The sequence below is a fragment of the Arthrobacter sp. GQ119 genome, assembly GCF_059759125.1.
The window spans coordinates 126,620-149,144 of record NZ_JCAXEA010000010.1 but is presented as its reverse complement, the minus strand read 5'-3'; the positions used below and the strand labels follow the sequence as shown (position 1 = coordinate 149,144).

Sequence of the window (22,525 nt, the reverse complement as noted above, 5' to 3'; positions counted from 1 at the left end):
CCTCTAAACCTCCAGGACGCTGAAGACCCCGCCCTGCGGGTCCTTCAGCGTGGCGATGCTTCCGGCGTCCTCCACGAATTCGGGCTCCACGAGCACTTCGGCCCCCGCCGTCACTGCAGCGAGCACGGCTTCCTTGACGCTGGATACCCCAAAGTAGACCTGCCAGCCACGCCGGGCACGGGCCTCGGCGTCGTCTGCAGCCGGCTCAGCATCCCTGTTACCCGCCTCCTCCCCGTTCTCGGGGACGGGGGCTATGCCGGCAACCTCCGAGCCGCGGACGATCAGCGTGGTGTACGTTCCGCCGTCGTCCTGGGGATACTCGGTCACCTCGTGACCGAAAATCTGCTGGAAAAATCCGACGGCTGCCCGGGGCTCGGGCGTCAGGAGTTCCGCCCAGGCGAAGGCACCCGGTTCATTGTGCCGCCCGCTGCCTCGATGCGTTCCGGACTGCCACACACCGGTGGCACCGCCGCCGGGCGGCTCCAGGAACACCATGACGCCGGTGTCCCCTACGTCTTCGGGCCCAAACTGCACCGTACCTCCCGCGTGCGGTGCCTCCTCGGCCACTGCCTGGGCGTCGTCCGCGGAGAAGTACACGTTCCACTGCGCCGGGGTGCCTGATGCCTGCTGGGCGGGATTCTGCGGCGCCACAACCGCGACGAGGTCGTCGTCAACGAAGGCCTTCGAGTAGCTGCGCCCGTCCGGCGTGGGCAGGTCCTCAAAGCGCCACCCGAACACCGCGGCATAAAACGACTTGGCGGCCCCAACGTCCGGCGTCTGGACGTCCGCCCAGCACACTTCCCCATGGGCGTACCCGCTTCGCTGAACCATGCCTAATCCCTTCGCCGGACGAAACCCCTAACAGCCTAGTGGAGTCCCGGTGTTGACGTCCCGGTGTTCGAGTCCCAGCGTCCGGGCAGCAAAAAACCCGCCGGGCACGCCAATGGCTGGCATGCCCGACGGGCCTGTTAACTGGTGGCGGCGCTCGCTTTAGGGAGAGCTCTCGTGAAAGAGAACTCTCTCTGAAACGAAGGGTGCCGGAATATAACGACGGTAGGTGACGCCGAACTGGAGTGTACGACGCCGCGTGCAGCCGAAAGCCTTACGGCAGGTTCCGGCTGTACGACTAACCGATCCGACGGGTGTCTACCTCGTCGTCGTCGTCTTCCAAATCGTCCGCGTACTTATCCACGTAGGCTGAATAGTCCGGTTCGACCGGTTCATTCGCGAAATGGCTCGTGGCACGACTTCCCGGACCCGTGAGCTCACGCTGAAGGGCCGAATAGTCAGTGTTCGGGGAGTAGTACTTGATGTCCCGAGCCTGCTTGGTAGCTTTTGCCTTTTGACGGCCGCGCCCCATGGCGTGACCCCCTTTTGTACTTGGACCGGAGGTGGTCACCTTGGCGATCGGTGAGGCCCCGGAATGATTGGTCAATTTGTCGTATCCCTAGATTACATGCTTTCGGCGGCAACTGCTCGCCACCGGCGCATCGGCCGGGCCGGCGGCGGGGCCACAACCGCGGCAATCATGGGGTCGGAGAGAAAAATTTCGATAGAGTCTCCTGAACGAGAGAAATAGGCCGGTCAGGGAAACCTGCGCTGGGCAGCGCCGGAAAACCGGCAGCACAGCAAGCCGGCCAGCGCCGGAGACCCCTCCAGCAGTCGGTGGAGGAAGCTGGTCCGAGGCCGCGCAACCGCATGGAAGGGGTGCCGAGCGAGTGAATGAAGGCAATCCAGTCCCCGGCGCCGGGCCTCGGCCCATCCCGCCGCCCCCCGTCGTCCCGCCGCGGACTGCCCAGCCTGACCCTCCGGTTTCTGACCCTCCTCTGTCTGATCCGCCGGTTTCCGAGCCGCAGGACGGTCCCTCAGTACCCGGGACGAATGCCTTCGAGGAGCTTGGGCCCGGTCTGCAGCAAAACCTTATGAAAGCGGGCTTCCTGGTCGCGTTGCTGGCGGTGGCCGGCATGCTCGTGTGGATCCTCGGTTCGCTGCTGGCCGGCGCCACGCTCCAAGCCGTCGGCGAGCCCGGCCCGGCTGCAGCACCAGCGTCCTCTCCCCCGCCCCCGGCAACGCCGCGCCCCAGCCTTCCCGTGAAAGGTGTCAGCCCCCTGGACTTCAGGGTTGGGGACTGCTTCAAGGACTTTGACGCCTCAGCGGCCGACGCTACTGTAGTGGCCTGCACGTCGGGGCATTCCGCCCAACTTGTGGCCATCCACCGTTACCCGGCCGGGGACTCTTTCCCGGGCGCCAAGGAAATGAAGGCAAAGGGGCGGGAGGCATGCCAGGCTGCGAAGCTGAGCAGCAAGACCAACGCCTATGTGCTGACGTACCAACTCGCCTATCCCAGCCCCGACAGCTGGCGGCAGGGCGACCGCCGGGTGGATTGCTACATCACTTCCGCTTCGGGGAACATCATCAAGACCAGCCTGCTCCCCTGAGACGACCCCAAGCAGCGGTAACCCCTTAGCCCTTCCGGCGCACCGAGAGCCCGCTTCCGGCGAGAGCACCGCCGTCGGGCATTCCCACGGCCTCCAGCGCCTCCATGGTGAGCTCGTTGACGTCGGCCGCTGTATCCACGAGCACCGTGTCGCCGTCGGAGATCTCCCCGGCGAGGATCGCCTTGGCCAGCCGGTCGCCGATCTCACGCTGGACGAGGCGGCGCAGCGGGCGCGCTCCGTAAGCCGAATCGAAGCCGGACATGGCCAGCCAGGCGCGGGCGCCGTCGGTCACTTCGAGCGAGAGCCGCCGCTCGTGCAGGCGGCTGGAAAGCTCTGCCACCTGCAGCTCCACGATCCGGGCCAGTTCCTCCACGGTCAGGGCGTCGAACAGCACTACTTCATCCAGGCGGTTCAAAAACTCCGGCTTGAAGGACGCGTTCACGGTGGCCATCACGGCTGTGCGCTTCGCCTGCGCATCCAGGGTGGGGTCCACCAGGAACTGGCTTCCGAGGTTGGACGTCAGCACCAGGATCACGTTGCGGAAGTCCACGGTGCGGCCCTGGCCGTCAGTGAGCCGGCCGTCGTCGAGCACCTGAAGGAGGATGTCGAAGACCTCCGGGTGGGCCTTTTCCACCTCGTCCAGCAGCACCACCGAGTAGGGGCGGCGGCGGACGGCCTCGGTCAGCTGGCCGCCCTCCTCATAGCCCACGTAGCCAGGAGGTGCGCCGACAAGCCGGGCCACGGAGTGCTTCTCGCCGTATTCGGACATGTCAATCCGCACCATGGCGCGTTCGTCGTCGAAAAGGAACTCCGCCAGGGCCTTGGCCAGCTCTGTCTTACCCACACCGGTGGGACCGAGGAACAGGAAGGAGCCGGTGGGCCGGTTCGGGTCGCTGATGCCGGCACGGGCACGCCGCACGGCGTCGGACACAACCTGTACCGCCTTGGACTGGCCGATCAGGCGCCGGCCAAGTTCCTCTTCCATGTGCAGCAGCTTCTGGCTTTCGCCCTGCAGCATGCGTCCGGCAGGGATGCCGGTCCACGCCGAGATGACCTCGGCAATGTCGTTGGCTGTGACTTCCTCCGCCACCATCAGGGCGGACTTGTCAGCGACGGCGGCCTCGGCCTCCGCGGCGGCGTTCAGTTCACGCTCCAGGGCCGGGATTTCGCCGTACAGGATCCGGGAGGCGGTTTCCAGGTCACCCTCACGCTGCGCCTTGTCCGCCGTGGACCGCAGCTCGTCCAGTTTGGCCTTCAGGTCCCCGACGCGGTTGAGGCCGGCTTTCTCGGCCTCCCAGCGGGCGTTAAGGGCTGCCAGCTGCTCTTTCTTGTCCGCCATGTCAGCCCGCAGGGCAGCGAGGCGCTCCACCGAGGCGGCGTCCGTTTCGCCCTGCAGGGCAAGCTCCTCCATGGTGAGCCTGTCAACGGCGCGGCGCAGCTGGTCGATCTCCTCCGGGGCGGAGTCGATCTCCATGCGCAACCGGGATGCAGCCTCATCCACGAGGTCGATCGCCTTGTCCGGCAGCTGCCGGCCGGAGATGTAGCGGTTGGACAGCGTCGCGGCCGCCACCAGCGCGGAGTCCGCGATAGCCACCTTGTGGTGGGCCTCGTACCGCTCCTTGAGGCCGCGGAGGATGCCGATGGTGTCGTCCACGCTGGGCTCTCCCACGTATACCTGCTGGAAGCGCCGCTCGAGGGCCGGGTCCTTTTCGATGTTCTCGCGGTATTCGTCCAGGGTGGTGGCACCGATCAGCCGCAGCTCCCCCCGGGCCAGCATGGGCTTGAGCATGTTGCCGGCGTCCATGGCGCTTTCCCCGGTGGCCCCTGCACCCACCACCGTGTGCAACTCATCAATGAACGTGACGATCCGGCCTTCGGAGTTCTTGATCTCCTCAAGGACAGCCTTGAGGCGCTCCTCAAACTCGCCGCGGTACTTCGCGCCGGCCACCATGGATGCGAGATCAAGGGCGATCAGGGTCTTGCCGCGCAGGCTCTCCGGCACGTCGCCGGCGACGATCCGCTGGGCCAGGCCCTCGACGACGGCCGTCTTGCCGACGCCCGGCTCACCGATCAGCACAGGATTGTTCTTGGTCCTCCGGCTGAGCACCTGGATGATGCGGCGGATCTCGCTGTCGCGGCCAATGACCGGATCGAGCTTGCCCGAGCGTGCGACGGCAGTGAGGTCAGTGCCGAACTTTTCCAGGGCCTGGAAGGTGTTCTCGGGATCGGGCGAATCGACTTTTCGATCGCCCCGGACGCCCGGCAGCGCCGCCGCCAGCGCCTCGTGGGAGGCGCCGGCGTCCCGCAGCAGCCTTCCCACGCCGTCACTGCCTGCCGAGAGGCCCAGCAGCAGGTGTTCGGTGGAGACGAAGGTGTCCCCCAGCTTGTCGGCCTCGTTCTGCGCATTTTGAATTGCCTGCAGGGCAGGCCGGGACAACTGGGCCTGCTGGACCGAGCTTCCCGAAGTGGCGGGCAGCGCCTTGATGGCGGTGCTCGCCTGAACGCTGACGGTGTCCGGGTCCGCGCCGGTGGCGCGGAGAAGTGCGACGGCGACGCCCTCGCGCTGATCCATCAGCGCCTTCAGCAGGTGCGCCGGTTCCACTTGCGGATTCCCCGCCGTCGAGGCATTCATTGCTGCCGCCGAAAGAGCCTCCTGGCTCTTGGTGGTGAATTTGACGTCCAAAGAGAGCTCCTTCCGGGATGTGATTTCTAAGTTGAGTCTACTACGCTCAACTTTGCTGAGGGCACCCCTGGAGCCTCCGTTTGCCCACAGCGAAACGGCCTCTCAGGGCAGGTGAACTTCGGGAAAACCATCGCTCTTGAACTGTATCCCTGCCGCCCGAATCCCCCTAGGATCGACCTGTGACCTGCGACGACCGTTAATCGCATACGTGAACCGAGGAGCCATCATGAAGAAGTTTGTTGTTCTTTACAACGCCCCCCAGTCGGCACAAGCGCAGATGGCAGAAAGCACGCCGGAGGCCGCCCAGGAGGGCATGAAGGCGTGGATGGAATGGGCACAGCGCGCAGGCGACGGGATCGTGGACATGGGCAATCCGCTGGGCGCGGGCAAGGAGGTCAGCGCCGCCGGCACGTCCGACACCAGCACGAACGTTGCCGGGTACGGAATCCTCCAGGCTGAGGATGCGGACGGCGCCCTCGCCCTGCTCGAAGGGCACCCGCACCTCATGATGCCCGGGGCCAACATCCAGGTCTACGAAGCCCTGGATCTGCCGGGGATGTAGCTCTGGCGGGATGTAGCCGCGTCAGAAACCTGTGACGCCGATGGTCCCTGTGATCCAGCCGAGGTTCCGGGCAATGGACGCGTGGTCGCTGTAGTACTGCGAGTAGTCCGAGGGATTCCCGCCGGGCAGAACGCTGGATTCGGAGAGAACACCCGCCAGCCTGCCGTCCACCATCAGCGGACCACCGGAGTCCCCGCCGATGGGGTGCCCCGACTGTGACTTGGTGCGGACGGATGCTCCGCCGTAGGTGTCCGATCCGGGTCCGGTGACGGTGACATCGGCAGTCTTCAGGAAGTATGACATGCTGCCGGATCCCTCGGCCTGGTAGCCCCAGCCATAGACCTTGGCCGCTGTACCGGGGGCGGGCACGGAAGAGGAAAGGCCCACGTGGGCCCCCGCATAGGGTGTGGACAGCTTGAGGAGCAGAAGGTCACCCATGGGTGAGGCGTAGCGCGCAGCCACTGTCCGGACAGCCCCGTGAGCCTCCAGATATGTGCTGCCGAGGCGGACCGACCTGAGGCTCGGTGAGTCGCAGTGCTTGGCCGTGATGACCCAGCTGGCGGAGATCTGGCTTCCCGCGCAGCGAACGTCGGTGCCGGTGGCATCGAACGAGATCTGGGCCGCCGCAGGAGCCGCGAAAATGGATGTCGGGCTCCCTCCGGCGACCTTCCGGTTCATGGTCCCGCCTCCGCTGCCCTCCTCGGCGCCGGCGTGCCTTTCACCCGTGGGGGCTGCGGCGGCGGGCAGGGGTGCCAGCAGTGCGGCGGCAGCGGCAACTGCGGCCAGGGCTTTGGCGGTCTTCAAGAACTCTCTCCTTCGCAAGAGGCCGGACGGTCGGCCATGGTCATTCCTTAGGCATGCCCGCTCATGCCGGGTAGATGGACACCGCCCCGGCCTTGATCACGAAGAACACGGCCATTCCGGGCGTGAGCCCCAGATCTGCTGAGGCAGCGGGTGTGACGTCCGCGGAGAGATCCCCCGCCCGGACGCGGATCTGGTCGCCGTGCGGCTCCAGGTCCGTGATCGTGACCGGAAAGGAATTCCGGGGGCTGCCGTGCGCTTCGGTCAGGAAAACCGAAACGGCCGACGGCGGGAACACCGCCACGCCTGCCTGGCCCGGAGCAGCGGCTCCGGCATCCAAACCAGACCATTCTTCCACGGCTGCCCCCGCGGCTTGAGCCGTTCCTGTGTCGGGGAGGGAATCCTGCTGCCCGGCGATGTCCTGCCCGGCGGCGGTCCTGAGGCCATGTTCCGTCAGCGTACCGGGCATCAGGTTGAGGCCGGCCAGGCCCGCCACGAACCTGCTCCGCGGCCGCTGCAGAACCTCGCGCGTGGGACCGGACTCGATGATCCTGCCGCCCTCGAGGACGATCACTCGGCCTGCGAGCATCAGCGCGTCCAGGGCGTCGTGGGTAATGATGATGGCCCGCCTCCCGGCGAGTACGCGCTTGAGAAGCCTGCGCAGCAGCGGGGCGGCGTGGACATCCAGGGCGGCCATGGGTTCATCGAGCAGCAGCAGCCCGGGATCGGCGGCCAGTGCCCGGGCTACCGCCACGCGCTGGGCCTGCCCGCCGGAAAGTTCGGCTGGCTTCCGCCCAGCCAGGCCGCCAGCGTCCACGGCCTCGAGCCAGTGACGCGCCGTCTCCCGCGCGGCATGCCGGGATTCACCCCGGCTTCGGGGGCCGAACGCCACGTTCTCCAGGGCCGTCAGATGCGGGAAAAGGAGTGGCTCCTGGGCCAGCAGGGCGGTGCCGCGGTGATGCGGCGCCGTCCATGTCGGCCGGCCGGAGCCAAGGTTGAACAGAATCCTGCCATCCAGGTCAGCCCTGCCCGAGTCCGGGTGCAGCAGCCCGGCGATGACGGCCAGCAGGGTGGATTTTCCTGCACCATTGGGGCCCATGATTGCCACCGTCTCCCCGGGGCCTACTGTCAGGTCCACGTCAAAGCCGCGCGCCGCCACCGCGGCTTTCAGCCGGAAGCTCACCGCCTGCCCCCGCCCCGGCCCGGCACCGCCGTCGTACGCCCTTCATTTCCGGACCCGAAGGGTCCGGCGGGCGGCCGCCGCGGGCCGTGGTAGGACACCGCCACCACGGTTACCGCCACGGCCACTAAAACGAGGGAAAGCGCGACGGCGGCGTCGGCGTCGGTTTCGCGTTGGAGGTAAATCTCCAGCGGCAACGTGCGGGTGACACCCTGCAGGCTGCCCGCGAAAGTGAGTGTGGCGCCGAACTCACCGAGGCTTCGTGCGAACGACAGCACGGCTCCGGAGGCGAGACCCGGCAGGACCAGGGGCAGCGTCACCCGGCGCAGAACTGTGCCGGGACGTGCCCCGAGTGTTGCTGCCACGGCCTCGTAGCGCCCGCCGGCCGTCCGTAGTGTGCCCTCCAGGCTCACCACGAGGAACGGCAGCGCCACGAACGTCTGGGCAAGGATCACTGCAGCAGTGGAGAAGGCGATCTGGATTCCCAGGACCTCCAGGCTCCGGCCCAGCAGCCCCTGCCTGCCGAACGTGTAAAGGAGGGCGATGCCACCCACGACCGGCGGGAGAACCAGCGGCAGCAGCACGAAGGACCGGAGCAGCCTCTGCCCCGGAAAGCTGCCCCTGGCCAGCACCAAAGCCAGCGGAATGCCGAGCACGATGCACAGAACCGTGCTGGCGGCGGATGTCCGCAGGCTCAGACCGAGGGCGGTAAGCGATGATTCGGATGTCACCAGCGGAATGAACTGGGCCCAGTTGACCCTGCCAGCCATGGCGGCGAGCGGGAGCAGTACGAGCAGTCCGCCTACGGCAGCGATGAGGTAAATCCAGGACGGAATGCCGGTGTAGGCGCCGTGTGTCTGCCGCTGACCGGTTCTCATTGGCCCGGTTCTCATTGGGCCGCTCTTCATTGGCCCGCTCTTCGATCCGGGGCGGCGGGGACACCGAAACCCGCGCCCTGCAGTGTTTTCCGCCCCTCAGTGCCGGCAACCAGGGCGATGAACTCCGCCGCCAACCCCGTGTTCCGGCTGCCTTCGAGCACCGCAATCGGGTAGGTGGTCACGGCCTTGCCGGCCTCGGGGAACGGGATGCCTTCGACCTTGCCGCCGGCGCTCTTCACATCCGTGGTGTAGACCAGGCCAGCGTCCGCCTCGCCCGATGTGACCTTGCCGAGGACATCGGCAACCGATGATTCCTCGCTCACAGGCGCGAGCGCCGTGCCCGTTTCCCTTTCGGCATTTTCAGCCGCCGCGCCGCACGGCACCTGGCTGGCACAGACCACCACCCTCACGCCGCGCCTGGCGAGGTCCGCAAAGGACGAGATCGCCGCCGGATTGCCTGCCGGAACGGCGATCTCGAGGATGTTGGTGGCAAAGTTCGTCGCCTGGCCGTGAATGAGCGAGGTGTCCGAAAGGCGTGCCATGTTCCGGGTGTCAGCCGAGGCGAACACGTCCGCCGGGGCGCCCTGGGAGATCTGCGTGGCCAGGTCCGAGGACCCGGCGAAGCTCAGGCTGACCTTTGTGCCGGGATGGCGGTTTTCAAATTCAGCGGCGAGCCGGGTGAAGGTTTCCTTGAGGGAAGCGGCCGCGAACACGGTCAGGGTACCGGAACGCTGGGGGGTCCCACTGGCCGCCGAGTGCCCTGACGGGCCCGGGGCACAGCCGGACGCAGCCGTCACCAGCAGGGTGGAGGCGGCCAGCAGGGCGGCGACGCGGGCGCTGTGGAACCTCATAAGGCGTTCTTCCCCCGGGGCGTTTCCACAATCACGGTAGTGGCTTTGACCACGGCGGTGGCCACCGATCCCAGTTCGAGTCCCAGTTCGCGGACAGCTTCGCTGCTCATGAGGGACACCACGCGAAAGGGCCCGCACTGCAGTTCCACCTGGGCCATGACCTTGTCAGCAGTGATGCCGGTGACCAGTCCTACAAAGCGGTTGCGAGCCGAACTGCCTGTTCTGGACGGGTCATCCGGAAGATGCGCCTGCTTGCCGGCCAGCTGGGCCAGTTCCAGCCCATCCACGGCCAGCCGCCCGGACGCATCCCGGTGCGGCGTCAGGCTGCCGGACTCAGTCCAGCGGCGGATGGTGTCGTCACTGACCCCCAGGAAGCGGGCGGCCTCGGAAACGCGGATCATGGCCATAACCACGAGCATAGTCCGATTTTGCGGGAATTTTTCCTCTAAAAGTCCGTATCTGCGTAGCAAGAGGAGGTAGAAACAGCTACTCTGCCCGGGTCCACACACCAATCCAGTCCAGCTTGACATGGCCTTCCGTGCTGGGATCCGGGCATTTGGGCAGGCAGGACTCCGTCTGCAGGATCAGGTGCATGGGGGTCTTGGGGATGTTCTTGGTTGCGACTCCGATGGAGCGCCCGTCAAGGAAAAACTCCACCTTCCCGGGGCTCCACTCCATGGTGCCAACATGCCACGTCGTAAACGTCTCGTCCGAGTCGAACATTTTGAAGTCGGCAGGATCGTCACTCCTGAAGTGCACGGCGCCATGGAGTGAATTGGAGAGATCCCCTTCCGGGAAGTCGATCTCCCCGTCCCTGGGCCATTCGTCGCTGTTCGGCCACAGAAGCCACGCCAGCTTGTAGCCCTTGAGGGAATCGGCCTTGAAACGGACCGAGTACCTCCCGTACAGCATGCTGTTGTCCCGCCGCGGGTTCTCCGCCTTGTTGGGGAACCTGGGCCTGGGTGCCGCCCCCATGGATACGCCGTCTTCACTGTGGAGGTACCAGTCCAGCACACCGTCCTTCACGCTGAGGACCTTGCCCGGGTAATACCCCGAATCTTTTCCCTTCTGGCCGGCCGTATCCGGTGTGCCGTCCTTGTACCCCGCACTCCACTTCGGGCGGTAGGCGTCCCCCGGGAATTCTCCAATCGGAACATCCCCCCGGTCGAAATCCTCCCAAAACACCTGCTTCCAGCCGGGGAGATCGCCGGAGGCCTTTTGGGACGGCGACGGCGAGGACGTCTTCGGCCGCTCTATGGCCGCGACACTGCAGCCGGTCAGCACCAGGACGCTCGAGGAAACAAGCAGCCGGAATAGCCCGGGACGGTATGAACTGCCCGGTGAAACACCCCGCCGGCGGGCCATCCACATGGGGAAAGTCTCGCATTGGAGCCCCGTACACTCAATAGCCCTAAAAGGGGTGCACAAAACGGCGAAAACGCAGGATGTCTTCAACTAATTCCAAGCTTTTCACAAGTCAGCAAATGAAACTTAGACGAGGGGGAGTGCAAGCAAGTTGCCTCCAGTAGCAGCGAGTGCCGGGTCTACGTCCTGGGCTTAGCAGCCAGGAAATCCTGCTACTGAGGCAAAAGCAAACGACTCCATTGAGTGGTGAGGCTAGTGACCGTCCCGATACTCCTTTCAACACAGAGCTCTACAACTGCGCTCCCCGCAAGCATGCCTTCTGTCAGTGTTGTGATTCCCACGCTGAATGAGGCACTAAACCTTCCCTGGGTGCTTCGCAGAATGCCCTCGTATGTGGACGAGGTGGTGATCGTCGACGGACGCTCACTGGACAGCACCGTCGACGTCGCTCGGGCCCTTCGCCTCGACGTGGTGGTGGTCGCCGAGCCCAACAAGGGCAAGGGGGTCGCCGTCCGCGCAGGACTGGCCGCGGCCACAGGCGACATTATCGTCATGCTGGATGCCGACGGAAGCATGGACCCGCACGAGATTGGCTGGTTCGTGTCGCCGCTGCAGCATGATTTCGACTTCGTCAAGGGGTCGCGCTACGTCACGGGCGGCGGCTCGGATGATATTACGTTGCTGCGCAGCGCCGGCAATCGGGCGCTGACCGGCCTGGCCAACATGGTGCTCCGCAGCGATTATTCGGACCTGTGCTACGGCTACATCGCCATGCGCCGCGAATGCCTCCAGGTCCTTGAGCTGGAGTCTGACGGTTTTGAAATCGAGACGGAGCTGATCGTACGGGCTTCGCGTGCAGGGCTCCGCATTGCCGAGGTTCCCAGCCGTGAGCTTTCGAGGATCTCCGGCAACTCGAATCTCAACACGTTCCGTGACGGCTGGCGGGTGCTGCGAACCCTGGCCCGGGAGTATGTCGGGTGGGAAGCACCGACGGCCGGGGCCCGGCCCGAGGCGCTCAGACGGGTGAAGTACAAGTATCCGAGTATCGCCTTCCCACATGTCCCCACGGACCCCCGTACGGTCCTCGGCGCCACGGCAGGTGACTGAGATGTCCCGGTATTTCGACGTCCCTGACGTTTCAGTCGTGATCTGCTCCTACACCGAGGACCGGTGGGACATGCTGATGGCGGCGGTGGAATCCGTTCGCACCCAAACGGTCCCCCCTCGGCAGACGATCGTCGTCGTCGACTACAACAGCGACCTCTACAAGCGGCTCATCTTTACGGTGTCTGATGTGGTGATCGTCGAAAACACCAGGGCAAAGGGCCTGTCCGGGGCCCGGAACACGGGTGTCAGCGCGGCGACCACCGGCATCGTCGCCTTCCTCGACGACGACGCCCAGGCCGCACCCGACTGGCTCGAGCGCATGACCGCCATGTATGACGATCCTGATGTGTTGGCCGTGGGCGGCCGGGTTGATCCCGACTGGGAGGCCGGGCGTCCAGGCTACTTTGCCCCGGAGCTTGACTGGATTGTCGGGTGCAGCCACAGGGGGCTGCCCAAAGTCGCCGCGGAGGTGCGCAACGTCATCGGGGCGAACATGTCGTTCCGCTCAGAGGTGCTGACCGGCGTGGGCGGATTCAACACGGCCCTCGGCCGCCAGGATACGTTGCCCCTCGGATGCGAAGAGACCGAAATCTGCATCCGGGCCGTCATCGGCTCCCCCGGCTCCCGGATCGTCTACGAGCCCGATGCCGTGGTGCGGCATTTCGTCCCGGCCGCCCGCGGGTCCTTGAAATACATGTTGAGCCGCGCCTGGTCCGAAGGGATTTCCAAGGCCCAGGTGAGCAAGGTCGTGGGACACAAGAGGGCTCTCGGGCCGGAACGCCGCTACGTCCGAAGGGTGCTTCCCCGCGCCGTGTTCCTGGGAGTCAAGGACTGGCTCGTCGGCAAGGACAAAGACGGACTGCGCCGTGCTGCGACGGTTGTTGCGGTGCTCGCCGTCACCACCTTCGGATACGTCCAGGGCCGCAGGTTTCCCGGTGAGCCGCTTGGCGCGGAACCCGGGCAGGACGCCGCGGACGGCAGTTGGCGGGAAGTCAGCTGATAGCTGCCGTGACCTCCGTTAGCAGTGCCGGGGCGTCGAGACGCCCCGGCCGGCGAGCCGAAAAAGGACGTAATGAAGGACTCAGACGCGTCGACCGGAGCGAGTTTTGACGTCCACGGTCTCGTGGGCATTGAAGTGGACTCCGGCACGCCGGGCGGGTCCGAGTTACACAACGTGCTGGCGCCGTTCCGTGGTGGGTCGCGGTCTCCGCTGAAACTCCGCTTCAGCGGGACCGTAACCCCCGTTCCGGAGCAGTCCCATGCGGACGGGCACCGGTTCACGGAAGATTCGCTCTATCTGCCCGCGCACGAGGTCCAGCACGAGGTCCAGATCGTGGCAAACCGGCACGGTTACGTGATCCAGGGACGCGGCGAGCTGCTGTCTGCGCTCATACCCCTGCTGGACAGTCTGTGCATCAGGGCCAATGTGGCGATGATCCACGCTGCAGCGGTGGAGTACCGCGGTTCGGGAGTCCTGCTGCCGGCTTCGGGCGCGTTGGAGCCCGGCACTGTCACCAGACTCGCTGCACAGCCCGGCGTGCGCTTCATGGCCGATGACTGGTCCTTCCTGGATGCTGACGGAATGCTCCTGGGATACGCGAAGCCGATGCCGCACGGCCCGCCGGAAGGAACCAGGCACGCCGGCGGGCTGAATCTGCTTCCCCAGCCGCCCGCACCGGAATGGCTGGCCAGATCCGCAGCAAAGCTGGCGGCATCAGCGCAGCCGATGCTGGAGCGGTACCCCGCGGGCAGGGCTTTTGCCCGCAGCTGGTCGCCCCGGACGGTAGCCCCGGAGCAGATATTCGGCCCAGGCCGGATTTCGTCGGCCGCACTGACCCGGCTGGCCATCTTCCTTGAGCGCTTTGACGGCCGCGATGCGCGGCTGGAACCGCGAAGCGCAGAGTGGATGACGTCGCGGGTTGTGGGCAACTTCCACACCGGGCTGCCCGCGGCGTCGCGGCGGCTGATCGAAGCGCTGGGCGCCACTGGGCTCGTCCCGCTCGAGGACCACTTCGGACAAAAAGCCGCCGTGGCCCGCCGGGCCTTGTCCGAAGTCCCGTGCTTCCTGCTGCGCGTGCCCGCATTCTGGCCCGGGGGGCAGACATCGGAGTACGTCGCCGGGCTCGTCAATTCCAAGCTGGAAGAGTGACGTGCTGCTAAACGTGGGTGTGCGCACCGAAGACTAGACTTTGCTCCATGGCCATCTACCTTGATCCGCCTCTTTGGCCTGCACACGAAACGCACTTTTCCCACCTGATCTCTGACACGTCCCTGGCGGAGCTGCACGCCTTCGCTGCGGCGGCGGGGATACCGGACCGGGCCTTCGACGGCGACCACTACGATGTCCCGGAACGCCGCTACGACTCGCTGGTGGCCGCGGGTGCCATTCCCGTGGAAGCCCGGATCCTGGTCCGCAAACTCATTGCGAGCGGACTGCGGATTCCGGCCCGCGAGCGCACCAAGTCGCTGAAACTGCCGCTGCTGAACCGGTGGAACACGGTGATGCCCGGCCACGACGCCCTCTTCCTGGACCTATTGGACCGCTGGAGCGAAAGCCACCGCGAGTACCACGGCTGCACCCATCTGCTGGCGGTTCTCGAGGCACTGGATCTGCTCACGGAACCCGCCGAGCCGCCGCGCACTGTGCTGCTCGCGGCCTGGTTCCACGACGCCGTCTACCGCGGCCTCGCCGGCGAGGATGAGGAAGAGTCGGCACGGCTCGCCGAAGCCCGGCTTTCCGAGGCCGGCCTTCCCGCGCACGAAATCGACGAGGTGGCCCGCCTGGTCAGGCTGACCTCCGACCACCGGCCGGCACCGGGGGACGACGACGGCGCCCTCCTCTCGATGCTGACCTGTCCGTACTCGGCGGCGAACCTGAGCCGTACTCACGGTATGTGGCCGCCGTCCGGAAGGATTACACGCACATCGGGGACGCCGATTTCGCGGCCGGAAGGGCCGCCGTCGTCCGCCACCTGCTGGAACTCGATCCACTGTTCAATACGGAACGTGGCCGGAAACTGTGGCTGGACGCTGCCCGGCGGAACCTCACGGGCGAGCTGGAGGCGGCTGGGCAATGAACATCAGCGGTAGCTGGTCACGAAGGGCGCACTGGTAGGAACGATCTGCTTGCCCAACGGCATGAGCGAGACCGGAATGAGCTTCAGGTTGGCGATGGCCAGCGGGATGCCGACGATGGTCACGGCCATGGCGATGGCGGTGACCACGTGCCCGACGGCGATCCAAATGCCGGCCACGAGGAGCCAGATCACATTTCCCAACAGTGCGAACACTCCGTTTCCGCCCGGCTTGTCCACCACCATCCGGCCGAACGGCCAGAGCGTGTAGGAGGCGATCCGGAACGAGGCAATGCCCCAGGGGATGGTGACGATCAGCAGGCAGCAGACCACGCCGGCGACGAAATAACCGATAGCCAGCCAGAGGCCGCCGAAAACGAGCCAAATGATGTTGAGGAGTGTCTTCATCTGTCCATTCTGCGGTCTGGAGGCCGGCGGGCGCCTCGGGGCATGCCCTGAATTAACCCTGAATCAGGCTTTCGCGGCCGCCACGAAGGCACGGATCTTCGCCAGATCCTTGACGCCCCGGGACTGCTCCACTCCGGAGGAGACGTCGACACCCCAGGCGCCGGCAGCAAGCGCCGCCTCTGCAACGTTTCCGGCGTCCAGCCCTCCGGCGAGGATCCAGTTGCGTCCTTCGAGGCCCTTGGCGCGCATGGAGCCGTAGTCCCAGCTCTCCCCCGACCCGGGGACGGCGGCGTCAACGAGCAGCAACTCTTCGCCCCAGTTCGCGAAGTCGTCCGGTGCGGCGCCCTTGGTGACGGCCCGGATGACTTTCATGCCGGCGTCGTGCGCGGTTTTGACGTCGTCCGGGGTGCGGGCGCCGTGCAGCTGAATCCACTCCAGGCCCGCCGCGCGGGCTATCGCCACAGCGTCCGCGGCCGGCTCGTGGCGGAAAACGCCGACGGCGGCGACGCCGTCGGGAACGCTCCTGAGCAACTGGGTGACCTGCGCCGGGGAGACCACCCGGGGGCTGGCCGTCAGTATGAAGCCCACGGCGTCGGCTCCGGCATCCACCGCCTCGCGGATCGATTCAGGCGTACTCAGCCCGCACACTTTGACGAACATTCACGGCTCCTAGGGTTGATGTGTCTCCGACGAACGAAGTCATCCTGCGCTGACTTTACGCGGGCGGAATGGCGGGGGCAACGAGGCCGGGTAACCAAGCCTCCCGCGCCCAGCAGCTGATTGGGGCGGGGGCTTGCGGCAGGTGCTTGCGGCGGCGCTCCGCGTCGCCGACCTCTCAGGTGAATACAGCTAGGCTGGGCGGATGGAGATCATTCGCTTCGCAGACCTCAGACCGCAGCCGTGGCGCAATGGAGGCGGCGTGACCAGGGAGCTGGTGAGCCATCCCCTGGCCGCCTCGGCGCAGGACGGCGCCTGGGACTGGCGGGTCAGCATCGCGGACATCACGAAGTCCGGCGATTTTTCTCCCTTCCCCGGCATGGAACGGGTACTGACGGTGATCGAGGGCGAGCTCCTGCTCCTGAGCGTCGACGGTGGCGAACACCCTCTGGAGAAGTACCGGGCGTTCCGCTGTTCCGGGGATGCGGACTGCTCCGCCGCCCTGCCCACAGGCGACATCCGCGCCCTCAATGTCATCACCCGCGACGGCGCGTACAAAGGGTTCGCCTCGATCGTCGAGCTTTCCAAGAAGCGGGCCCACCCGCTGTTCGAGGGGCAGCTGGGCATCCTGCTCCAGGGCGACGCGACGGCGACCCCCGGCGCCGACCTTGAGGCAACCGCTGACGACCCGGAGGCCTCCGCTGACGAAGCGGGCACCGGTGGGAAAGCCGGCCCGGGCGCTCCTGAACCGCTCGGCCGCTACGACGCCGTGGTCGGTTCCCGCTCCCGGTCACCGGAAATTTTGGGCCGCGGGTTCCTGGCTGTGGTGTCCATCGACACGGTCCCGGCCGGACCCTGAACAGGGAAGGCTGCGCTTCCTTAGCCCAGCATTGCCACACTGGTTAGGCGGGACCGGCGGACCTAGACTCGGAGCCATGACGAAATCAAAGTTCAATGATCTCCTCTCGCTCCAGGTCGGCAACGAGTTCTCAGCCTCGCAGCAGTACATTGCGGTGGCCGTCTGGTTCGCCAACCAGGACCTCCCCCAGCTGGCCAAATACTTCTACCGGCAGTCCGTGGAGGAACGCAACCACGCCATGATGATGGTGCAGTACATGCTGGACCGGAACCTTCCCGTCTCCATTCCCGGTGTGCCCAACGTCCGGAACGACTTCGCCTCCGTGACCGAGCCGCTGGCCCTGGCGCTGCAGCAGGAAAAGGAAGTCACCAGGAGCATCGAAAGCCTGTTCAGGGCTGCCCGTGCGGAGGATGACGCACTGGGCGAGCAGTTCATGCTCTGGTTCCTCAAGGAACAGGTCGAGGAAGTCGCCTCGATGAGCACTCTCCTCAATATCGCCGAGCGGGCGGAGAACCTCTTCGACATCGAGAACTTCGTCGCCCGGGAAAGCATCGGCGACAGCGGGCATGACGCAGCTGCACCGGTGGCCGCCGGAGGCACACTCTAGAAGCTGCTGCCGTGGCGGGACACGTGCCGCGGTGAGGTTAACCACCAACGGTGGCACCCGCCGTCGGGCGTTGCTAGGGTGAAAACCAAGGTCCTTTTCCCGGACCTCCGGACGAGGGTTCAGTACCCGGCACGCGACAAGACTGGCCACAAGGAGCAGTCATGTCGTGGTTCATTCTCCTTCTCTCCGGTGCCCTCGAGGCGGTGTGGGCGGCCGCGCTGCACCGTGCCTCCCAGTCCACCGGCCGGCGGCGGATCGCACCCGCCGCGCTCTTCCTGGCCTCCGTCGTGGCCAGCACGGGCGGCCTGGCCCTTGCGATGCAGTCCATCCCCACCGGCACGGCCTACGCCGTGTGGGTCGGCGTCGGCGTCGTTCTGACCTCCGGCTACGCGATAGTCACCAAGGTGGAACGGCCGACGGCGGTGCGGCTGCTGCTGCTCGGCGGGATCGCCGCCTGCGTGGTCGGCCTGAAGGTGGTGGCGTGATGACTGCGAACCAGATGTCCTCGAAAAAGCACCGCGCGGCCTGGTTCATGCTGCTGGCCTCCGCAGTCCTTGAGGCAGTATGGGCCACCGCCTTGGGACTGTCCGACGGCCTGACCCGCCAGGTGCCGTCCCTGGTGTTTGTCGTGGCCGCGGTGCTGAGCATGTGGGGCCTCGGCCTGGCGGTGAAGCGCATCCCGCTCGGCACGGCCTACGCCGTTTGGGTGGGGATCGGCGCGGCGCTGACGGTCGGCTGGGCCATGGCAACCGGTGTCGAGCCCTTCAGCGTGCTCAAGCTGCTGTTCATTGCCGGGATCGTGGGCTGCGCGGCGGGCCTGAAGCTGCTCCCCGCCGGGACTGCGGGCGGGGCGCGGCAGACACCGCCCGGGTAGCTGGGTAGCCGGGCGGAATATGCGGGCGGAATATGCGGGGCGGAATATGCGGATCGCCGCCAGGGTTCTTGGCTGGGAAAGCTGTTTACCAACAGACTGTTGACCAAGATACTGCTGACGACGAGACGGAGATTAAGATGACGGACAACGCGGCAACATCGGTTCAGGCAGCATCAGTGCATCTGGGCGACGGCCTCCACGTCAGCCCCCTCGGCTTCGGCGGCATGGCCCTCACCCCCGTGTACGGCGGGGTGGACCCTGGCCAGGCCCTCCGGACCCTCCATCACGCGGTGGACGCCGGGATGAGCTTCATCGACACCGCTGACATATACGGCGGTGGCAGCAATGAGGAGCTGATCGGCCGCCTGCTCAAGGGCCGGCGCGACGACGTCCAGCTGGCTACGAAATTCGCCATCGTCGGCAACCCGCATGCCGGTCACGGAGAAGTCCGCGGGGACGCGCCGTACGTGAAGGCAGCCGTCGACCGCAGCCTGCAGCGGCTGGGGACGGACGTCATCGACCTGTACTACATGCACCGCCGGGACGTCCGGGTTCCGATCTCAGAAACCGTGGGGGCCATGGCCGAACTGGTCCGCGAGGGCAAGGTCCGGCATCTCGGACTGTCCGAAGTGACCGCCAGTGAACTCCGCGAGGCCAGCAGTGTCCACCCCATTGCGGCGGTACAGAGCGAGTGGTCCATCTGGAGCCGGGATGTGGAACGCAACGTGGTTCCGGCCGCGGCGGAGCTGGGCGTGGGCTTCGTGCCGTACTCTCCCCTGGGCCGGGGATTCCTCACCGGAACCGTCGACGCGGCGCAGCTCGGCGACGACGACTTCCGGCGCAAGATCCCGCGGTTCGCCGAGGATGCAGCGGATGCCAACCGGGCGGTGGTGGCGGCCGTGCAGCTCGTGGCCACCGTGCTGGACGCTACGCCGGCGCAGGTGGCGCTGGCTTGGCTGCTGGCCACCGGCCGGCGGCTTGGCCTGCCCGTGGTCCCGATTCCCGGCACGCGCAAAGCGCACCGCATCGACGAAAACCTGGGCGCACTGGCTGTGGAGCTGACCCCGGCGCAACTGGAAGCGCTCGACGCCGCCGCGGACGCCGTCGTCGGTTCCCGGTCCGCTGATCCGCAGTGGGTGTCTCTGGGCCGCGAGTAAGCAACTCCCGGCGCGTGTGCTGCTCACTGAACCGCGCACTGAATACAGAAACGCCGCGCCCTCCGCATTCCGATTCTGGAATCCGCGGACGGCGCGGCGGCTTCTGCAGGAGCGTCAGCGCTCAACCTTCGTAGACTGAGGCGCATGGACACGCTCATTCATTCACTCCGGGACATCACCATCCGCCGTATTTCCGTCAGCGAGATGGACAACAACGTGTACCTGCTGACCGCGAAGGAGTCAGGCGCACAGCTGCTGATCGATGCCGCGGATGACCTGCCAGCAATCCAGGGCCTGCTCGCGGACGCTGCCGCCGACACCGCGGCCGCGCCCAAGCTGGCCTTGATCGCCACCACGCACCAGCATTGGGACCACGTCCGCGCACTTCAGGAGCTTGTGGAAGCCACCGGGGCAAAGACGGCGGCGGGCACGGATGATGCCGCGGCGTTGCCGGTGGCAGTGGACGTGCTGCTGGACAACGGCGACGTCGGCACCTTCGACGGCTTCGACGTGACGGCCGTGCATCTGCGCGGACACACCCCCGGTTCGGTGGCACTCGTCTACCAGGATCCGGAGGGCCCGGCCCACATCTTTTCGGGGGATTCGCTATTTCCGGGCGGCGTGGGCAACACCCAGAAGGATCCCGCAAGGTTCAACCAGCTCATCGCGGACGTCAGCGAACGGCTGTTCGATGTCTACCCGGACGACACCGTGGTGCACCCCGGCCATGGCAAGCCCACCACCCTTGGCGCGGAGCGTCCGCACCTGGCGGAGTGGCGCGCCCGCGGCTGGTGAGGCCGCTGCCACTGTCGCTGCGCAAAGTGACTGTCGCTGCGGAAAAAGCCGGACGCTGCGGAATTCCCGTAGCGTCCGGCTTTTTGGCTAGCGCAAAACAGTAACCCTAGCGGCCGCGGCGCTCGTTCGACGCCGGAGCCGAGGCGCGGCGGGGGCCGCTGCGGGCCGGCCGGCCGCCGCCGGAACGGCCATTTCCGCCGCCGGCGTAGGAGCCGCCCGAGGTGCCACCGGTGTTGGAGGACCAGACCGGGGCGCTTCCGCCCGACTTGCCGCCGGTTGCAGCGCGCTCACCGCCCGTAGCACCAGTGCGTGCACCGGCTGCCGCGGCGCGCTGGCCCGTGGCCGGACGTCCGCCGCGCTGGCCGCCGGATGCGGGCGGGCGGCCCGTGCCGCCGCGGGGAGCATCGCTGCGGGTGATGCGGGATTCAGAACGTCCGTCCGAACCGCGGCCGGCCGAGGAACGGCCACCTGCTGCGGGGACGTCGTTGCGGTGCGTCGAGGCAGTGCCGCGGCCGCGGGCGTTGCGGCGTGCAGCAGCAGCTGCAATAGCGCGGTCCTCGTTCTGCTCCGCTACACGGTCGAACGCCGCGCGGGCTTCGGTGCGGCCTTCGAAAGCTGCTGCGCGGCGCTCGGCACGGGGAGCATCGGATCGGGCCGGCTCTGCGGAAACGCGACCGCGTCCGCCACGTCCGCCGCGGCCACCGGCCGTGGGTGCGGCCTGGCGGCGGGCCCGCTTGCGCTCGGCGTTGGCCCCCGTGGAGGAGCCACCGCCCTGCTGCGCCTTGGCAGCGAGCAGTGCCGCGCGGGTGCGGGGGTCAATCTTGTCGGCCATTTCGCCCACCAGTTCAGCAACCAGGGGTGAGTTGGCGGTGACGCGCTCGAAGTTAACCTCGACGCCGGCGGCCTTCATCAGCTTCTTGACGTCAGACTGCTGCTCGGGCAGGGTCAGCGTGACCACAGTTCCGTCGGAACCGGCGCGGGCCGTACGGCCAGAGCGGTGCAGGTACGCCTTGTGCTCGGTGGGCGGGTCAACGTGGATGACAAGCTCGACGTCGTCCACGTGGACGCCGCGGGCGGCGACGTCGGTGGCCACCAGGACGCGGACCTCACCGGAGGAGAACTCGGCCAGGTTGCGGTCGCGGGCGTTCTGCGACAGGTTGCCGTGCAGGTCGACGGCGGGGATCCCGGCGTCGGTCAGGGTCTTGGCCAGCTTGCGGGCGTGGTGCTTGGTGCGCATGAAGAGCACGCGGCGGCCGGCACCCGAGGCGAGCTCGACGATCAGCTGCTTCTTGACCGTCTGGTCGTTGACCACCAGCACGTGGTGCTCCATGGTGGTGACCGCGGCCTGCGGATCGTCCACCGAGTGGGTGAGCGGGTTGGACAGGTAGCGCTGGACGATCTTGTCCACGCCGTTGTCCAAGGTGGCGGAGAAGAGCAGGCGCTGGCCCTGGCTGGGGGTCATGTCCATGAGCTTCTTCACGACCGGCAGGAAGCCGAGGTCGGCCATGTGGTCGGCCTCGTCCAGGACGGTGATCTCCACAGCCTCGAGGGTCAGGATGCGCTGGCGGATCAGGTCCTCCAGACGTCCCGGGCAGGCGATGACAATGTCGACGCCCGCGCGCAGGGCCTTCTCCTGGCGCGCCTGGGAAATGCCGCCGTAGATCACGGTGGTGTTCAGGCCGGCAGCCTTGGCCAGCGGCTCGATCGTGGCGTTGATCTGGGTGGCCAGCTCACGGGTGGGTGCAAGGACCAGGCCCATCGGGCGGCCGGGCTTGCGGAAGTGCTTGGCTTCGCGCTCGGCGAGGCGGGCCACCAGCGGGATGGCGAAGGCGATGGTCTTGCCGGAGCCGGTGCGGCCGCGGCCCAGGACGTCGCGTCCGGCCAGGGTGTCCGGCAGGGTCTTGACCTGGATGGGGAACGGGGTCTCGATCCCCTGTGCTGTCAGAGTGTCGGCAAGTGCTTTGGGCGTGCCGAGGGCAGCGAAAGTAGTCATGTGTTTCAAAGGTCTTTCAGGCGGTATCCATGCGGATATCGGCCCCCGACGCCGGTTGGCACAGGGGGTTCGCCGAAGAAAAGTCAGGTGATCAACCGGGCTGCTGCCAGTGATGCATTGCGGCAGTCGGGACCAAATAGAACGCGTTCATCGACGCAGGATGTGCCTCTCACATGAAAAAACCCACTCCCTGCCGGATAAATCCTTCGGGGAACCGGTTGATGAACCGGAACCGG

23 protein-coding genes, 1 pseudogene and 1 riboswitch are annotated in these 22,525 nt (G+C 66.6%); of the genes and pseudogenes, 12 read left to right on the top strand and 12 right to left on the bottom strand.

The genetic code is table 11. The annotated features are described in order from the left end of the window. Positions 1-3 precede the first annotated feature (3 nt). Together AC6CH3_RS11390 and AC6CH3_RS11385 are read right to left on the bottom strand one after the other, a co-directional pair. Entirely contained in the window at positions 4-831 is an 828-nt protein-coding gene (locus AC6CH3_RS11390; RefSeq protein ID WP_498132539.1) for a VOC family protein, read from the bottom strand. Positions 832-1,126: 295 nt separating this feature from the next. Next, positions 1,127-1,360, bottom strand: coding sequence for a DUF3073 domain-containing protein (locus AC6CH3_RS11385; protein WP_205652002.1), 234 nt, complete (start codon positions 1,358-1,360; stop codon positions 1,127-1,129). A 562-nt stretch (positions 1,361-1,922) separates the two neighbouring features. Between AC6CH3_RS11385 and AC6CH3_RS11380 the strand changes: the two genes are divergently transcribed. Then, positions 1,923-2,438: a septum formation family protein gene (locus tag AC6CH3_RS11380; RefSeq protein ID WP_498132538.1), complete on the top strand. Its 516-nt coding sequence runs from the start codon at positions 1,923-1,925 to the stop codon at positions 2,436-2,438. 25 nt (positions 2,439-2,463) lie between these two features. On the opposite strand, the gene clpB is transcribed toward AC6CH3_RS11380, so the two are convergent. Beyond that, a complete protein-coding gene (gene clpB / locus AC6CH3_RS11375) occupies positions 2,464-5,121 on the bottom strand; it encodes an ATP-dependent chaperone ClpB (protein ID WP_498132537.1) in 2,658 nt (885 codons plus the stop codon). 226 nt (positions 5,122-5,347) lie between these two features. Here clpB and AC6CH3_RS11370 point away from each other — a divergent pair, with 226 nt between their 5' ends. Continuing rightward, a complete protein-coding gene (locus AC6CH3_RS11370) occupies positions 5,348-5,683 on the top strand; it encodes a hypothetical protein (RefSeq protein ID WP_498132536.1) in 336 nt (111 codons plus the stop codon). Between the two features lie 21 nt (positions 5,684-5,704). On the opposite strand, the gene AC6CH3_RS11365 is transcribed toward AC6CH3_RS11370, so the two are convergent. The 6 genes from AC6CH3_RS11365 to AC6CH3_RS11340 form a co-directional block, all read right to left on the bottom strand. Then, a complete protein-coding gene (locus tag AC6CH3_RS11365) occupies positions 5,705-6,487 on the bottom strand; it encodes a S1 family peptidase (RefSeq protein WP_498132535.1) in 783 nt (260 codons plus the stop codon). Positions 6,488-6,548: 61 nt separating this feature from the next. Next, the gene (locus AC6CH3_RS11360) at positions 6,549-7,667 is read right to left on the bottom strand and encodes a sulfate/molybdate ABC transporter ATP-binding protein (protein WP_498132534.1); all 1,119 of its coding nucleotides are present in this window, start codon (positions 7,665-7,667) and stop codon (positions 6,549-6,551) included. Next, positions 7,664-8,542: an ABC transporter permease gene (locus tag AC6CH3_RS11355; RefSeq protein ID WP_498132533.1), complete on the bottom strand. Its 879-nt coding sequence runs from the start codon at positions 8,540-8,542 to the stop codon at positions 7,664-7,666. Before AC6CH3_RS11355 ends, AC6CH3_RS11360 begins: the two co-directional genes overlap by 4 nt. Positions 8,543-8,568: 26 nt before the next feature. Beyond that, positions 8,569-9,393: a molybdate ABC transporter substrate-binding protein gene (gene modA / locus AC6CH3_RS11350; protein ID WP_498132532.1), complete on the bottom strand. Its 825-nt coding sequence runs from the start codon at positions 9,391-9,393 to the stop codon at positions 8,569-8,571. Beyond that, positions 9,390-9,800 carry a TOBE domain-containing protein gene (locus AC6CH3_RS11345; RefSeq protein ID WP_498132561.1) on the bottom strand — a complete coding sequence of 137 codons (411 nt, stop codon included), beginning with the start codon at positions 9,798-9,800 and terminating at the stop codon, positions 9,390-9,392. The genes modA and AC6CH3_RS11345 overlap by 4 nt, the downstream gene beginning before the upstream one ends. A gap of 79 nt (positions 9,801-9,879) precedes the next feature. Continuing rightward, entirely contained in the window at positions 9,880-10,764 is an 885-nt protein-coding gene (locus tag AC6CH3_RS11340) for a family 16 glycosylhydrolase (protein WP_498132531.1), read from the bottom strand. A 306-nt stretch (positions 10,765-11,070) separates the two neighbouring features. Here AC6CH3_RS11340 and AC6CH3_RS11335 point away from each other — a divergent pair, with 306 nt between their 5' ends. The 4 genes and pseudogenes from AC6CH3_RS11335 (at position 11,071) to AC6CH3_RS11320 (ending at position 14,942) form a co-directional block, all read left to right on the top strand. After that, positions 11,071-11,865: a glycosyltransferase family 2 protein gene (locus AC6CH3_RS11335; protein ID WP_498132530.1), complete on the top strand. Its 795-nt coding sequence runs from the start codon at positions 11,071-11,073 to the stop codon at positions 11,863-11,865. A 1-nt stretch (position 11,866) separates the two neighbouring features. Next, the gene (locus AC6CH3_RS11330; RefSeq protein WP_498132529.1) at positions 11,867-12,865 is read left to right on the top strand and encodes a glycosyltransferase; all 999 of its coding nucleotides are present in this window, start codon (positions 11,867-11,869) and stop codon (positions 12,863-12,865) included. Between the two features lie 72 nt (positions 12,866-12,937). Beyond that, positions 12,938-14,014 carry a hypothetical protein gene (locus AC6CH3_RS11325; RefSeq protein ID WP_498132528.1) on the top strand — a complete coding sequence of 359 codons (1,077 nt, stop codon included), beginning with the start codon at positions 12,938-12,940 and terminating at the stop codon, positions 14,012-14,014. Positions 14,015-14,061: 47 nt separating this feature from the next. Then, positions 14,062-14,942, top strand: a pseudogene (locus AC6CH3_RS11320) (DUF4031 domain-containing protein). 3 nt (positions 14,943-14,945) lie between these two features. Here AC6CH3_RS11320 and AC6CH3_RS11315 read toward each other — a convergent pair. After that, positions 14,946-15,347, bottom strand: a complete 402-nt coding sequence (locus AC6CH3_RS11315) for a YccF domain-containing protein (protein WP_498132527.1) — start codon at positions 15,345-15,347, stop codon at positions 14,946-14,948. A 63-nt stretch (positions 15,348-15,410) separates the two neighbouring features. Then, on the bottom strand, positions 15,411-16,007 hold the full coding sequence (locus AC6CH3_RS11310) for a phosphoribosylanthranilate isomerase (protein ID WP_498132526.1): 597 nt from the start codon (positions 16,005-16,007) through the stop codon (positions 15,411-15,413). A gap of 202 nt (positions 16,008-16,209) precedes the next feature. Here AC6CH3_RS11310 and AC6CH3_RS11305 point away from each other — a divergent pair, with 202 nt between their 5' ends. From AC6CH3_RS11305 to AC6CH3_RS11280, 6 genes are all read left to right on the top strand, one after another. Next, positions 16,210-16,863 (top strand): HutD/Ves family protein, encoded by a 654-nt coding sequence (locus tag AC6CH3_RS11305; RefSeq protein WP_498132525.1) that lies wholly within the window; start codon positions 16,210-16,212, stop codon positions 16,861-16,863. A gap of 76 nt (positions 16,864-16,939) precedes the next feature. Further along, positions 16,940-17,470: a ferritin gene (locus tag AC6CH3_RS11300; RefSeq protein ID WP_498132524.1), complete on the top strand. Its 531-nt coding sequence runs from the start codon at positions 16,940-16,942 to the stop codon at positions 17,468-17,470. An 85-nt stretch (positions 17,471-17,555) separates the two neighbouring features. Further along, positions 17,556-17,621, top strand: a riboswitch (guanidine-III (ykkC-III) riboswitch). Between the two features lie 10 nt (positions 17,622-17,631). Beyond that, positions 17,632-17,955 (top strand): DMT family transporter, encoded by a 324-nt coding sequence (locus AC6CH3_RS11295; protein WP_498132523.1) that lies wholly within the window; start codon positions 17,632-17,634, stop codon positions 17,953-17,955. After that, positions 17,955-18,344 carry a DMT family transporter gene (locus tag AC6CH3_RS11290; protein ID WP_498132522.1) on the top strand — a complete coding sequence of 130 codons (390 nt, stop codon included), beginning with the start codon at positions 17,955-17,957 and terminating at the stop codon, positions 18,342-18,344. Before AC6CH3_RS11295 ends, AC6CH3_RS11290 begins: the two co-directional genes overlap by 1 nt. A gap of 137 nt (positions 18,345-18,481) precedes the next feature. Beyond that, positions 18,482-19,501 carry an aldo/keto reductase gene (locus AC6CH3_RS11285; protein ID WP_498132521.1) on the top strand — a complete coding sequence of 340 codons (1,020 nt, stop codon included), beginning with the start codon at positions 18,482-18,484 and terminating at the stop codon, positions 19,499-19,501. Between the two features lie 144 nt (positions 19,502-19,645). After that, positions 19,646-20,296 (top strand): MBL fold metallo-hydrolase, encoded by a 651-nt coding sequence (locus AC6CH3_RS11280; RefSeq protein WP_498132520.1) that lies wholly within the window; start codon positions 19,646-19,648, stop codon positions 20,294-20,296. A gap of 106 nt (positions 20,297-20,402) precedes the next feature. On the opposite strand, the gene AC6CH3_RS11275 is transcribed toward AC6CH3_RS11280, so the two are convergent. After that, entirely contained in the window at positions 20,403-22,289 is a 1,887-nt protein-coding gene (locus tag AC6CH3_RS11275; RefSeq protein ID WP_498132519.1) for a DEAD/DEAH box helicase, read from the bottom strand. Positions 22,290-22,525 lie beyond the last annotated feature (236 nt).